The organism is Mesorhizobium sp. M4A.F.Ca.ET.022.05.2.1, assembly GCF_003998845.1.
Classification (GTDB): domain Bacteria; phylum Pseudomonadota; class Alphaproteobacteria; order Rhizobiales; family Rhizobiaceae; genus Mesorhizobium.
On sequence record NZ_RZOJ01000623.1, the window covers coordinates 1 to 2,359 of the forward strand.

The 2,359-nt window shown below is 61.8% G+C and carries 2 protein-coding genes; both read right to left on the minus strand.

Going from position 1 to position 2,359, the window contains the following annotated elements; translation table 11 throughout:
* Nucleotides 1-368 precede the first annotated feature (368 nt).
* Nucleotides 369-1,388, minus strand: a complete 1,020-nt coding sequence (gene ilvC / locus EN745_RS33720; protein ID WP_127283377.1) for a ketol-acid reductoisomerase — start codon at nt 1,386-1,388, stop codon at nt 369-371.
* Between the two features lie 77 nt (nt 1,389-1,465).
* On the minus strand, nt 1,466-2,182 hold the full coding sequence (locus EN745_RS33725; protein WP_245487903.1) for a TetR/AcrR family transcriptional regulator: 717 nt from the start codon (nt 2,180-2,182) through the stop codon (nt 1,466-1,468).
* Nucleotides 2,183-2,359: the final 177 nt, after the last annotated feature.

Genomic DNA, 2,359 nt, shown 5'->3' on the forward strand with positions numbered 1-2,359 from the left:
GCGTCGAGTTCACCGGCACCGAACCGAAGCCGCACTGGCACTACGGCTGAAGCTCCGCCTCCCCTGCTAGCCGAAGGGCTGGCACGAAAAAGTCGGCGGATTGCTCCGCCGGCTTGGTATTTCGCGACCAGAAGCTTGATGACAATTCGCCCTGCTGAGTCAGTTGGTGCGGGTTTCGAGAACCGGAGCGGCGCGGACATTGAAGTCCGTGAGCACCGGAAGCGCAGAAACCCGCGGCAGATGGCCGGCAGGGTAGAATTGGCGCAAGCTTCCTAGTTTTAGCCTTGCCGACCAGCTTGTTCTTGGCGATCACCGCGCGCCCGCAGGGCGAAGCCCGAGGACGCGCAATGCAAAGACCGTGGATCGCCTCAGTTCTTGGCCTTGTCGACCAGCTTGTTCTTGGCGATCCACGGCATCATCGCGCGCAGCTTCGCACCCACCTCTTCGATCTGGTGGCTGTCGTTGTTGCGGCGGATGCCCTTGAAGCGCGCCAGGCCGGCACGGTATTCCTGCATCCATTCCGAGGTGAACTTGCCGGTTTGGATGTCCTTCAGCACGCGTTTCATCTCGGCCTTGGTCTCGGCGGTGATGATGCGCGGTCCAGAGACATATTCGCCCCACTCGGCGGTATTCGAGATCGAGTAGTTCATGTTGGCGATGCCGCCTTCATAGATCAGGTCGACGATCAGCTTCACCTCGTGCAGGCACTCGAAATAGGCCATTTCCGGAGCGTAGCCGGCTTCCACCAGCGTCTCGAAGCCGGCGCGGATCAGCTCGACAAGACCGCCGCACAGCACAACCTGCTCGCCGAACAGGTCGGTCTCGCATTCCTCGCGGAAATTGGTCTCGATGATGCCGGAGCGGCCGCCGCCGACGCCGCAGGCGTAGGAGAGCGCCAGGTCGAGCGCATTGCCGGAAGCATCATGGTTGACGGCGACCAGGCACGGCACGCCGCCGCCCTTCTGGTATTCGCCACGCACGGTGTGGCCCGGGCCCTTCGGCGCAATCATGACAACGTCCACGGTCGACTTCGGCTCGATCAGGCCGAAATGCACGTTGAGGCCGTGCGCGAAGGCAATCGCCGCGCCATCGCGGATGTTCGGCGCGATCTCGTTCTTGTAGATGTCGGCCTGCAGTTCGTCGGGCGTCGCCATCATCATCAGGTCGGCCCATTTGGCGGCGTCCGCGACGGTCAACACCTTGAGCCCGTCGGCCTCGACCTTCTTTGCGGTCGCCGAGCCGGCCTTAAGACCGATGGCGATGTCCTTGACACCGGACTCCTTGAGGTTGAGCGCATGCGCCCTGCCTTGGCTGCCATAGCCGATGATGGCGACCTTCTTGCCCTTGATGAGGTTGAGATCGGCGTCACGATCGTAATAGACACGCATTTTCGTCTTCCTTCCCGTTTTGAAGATCAGAGCATGATGCCGAAAAGTGTGAAGCGGTTTTCGGACGACATCATGCTCTATCTCTTTGATTTAGAGCCGGATTCGGATTTCAGGTCGACTTGACCTGAAATCATCCGGCTCTGGGGCCTTAGCGGCCGGTTGTTTGCTCCATGGAGAGCGAGAAACTGCTGCGTCGCGCGGGCGGCATCGCCGCCGATCGTCGCTTCAGTCAATTCCAGCCGGTCGCCGAGCAGCAGACGCATCTGCACATCGCGGGCGACCAGCCCGAAAAAGGTGCGGAATGCCGTTTCGGCATCCGCGAAATCCAGCAATCCGGCCTCTCGTCCCGCTTCCAGCACCGGCTTCAAGCGCCTGGCGAGCGCGAAACGTCCATTCTGCAGCACGATGGCGCCGAGGTCATCCTTGCCGGAACCGGCATGGCCGACGGCTACCCGGTTCAGCGCGATCGAGGTGTCGCTCGAAATCACCTTGAGCCAGTCCGAGGCAAAGCGTTCGAGGCTCGCCGTCAGCGAGGCGATATCGAGGCCCTTGCGGTCGACGGGCGCCACGCGCACCTTGGAGGCCTGCCACTGCACCGTCGCCGTCAACAGCCCGTCGCGGTCGCCGAACCATTTGTAGAGCGTTTCCTTGGAGCAGCTTGCCCGCCGCGCCACCGCGGTCATGGTCAGGCTATCGCCCTCCTCGACGAGCAGGCGAAGGGCAGCGTCGAGAACGGCCTGCTGCCGCTCCGTCAGCGTCTCGCTGCTGTCGATCTCGGCGCCTGCCTGCAACACGTTTCTTTCTCGCCTGATGAAAGGTCACGCCTGGTTGCGTACCGTACGTTACGGTTCGGCACTTCTATGGCGTATTGCACCGAGCCTTGCAAGCCCTATTTCTCTTTGGACGGCTTCGATGTCAGCCACCCTGCAGGGAAAAGAGATGCTCATCGGATTGCTTGCCTTGACCATATC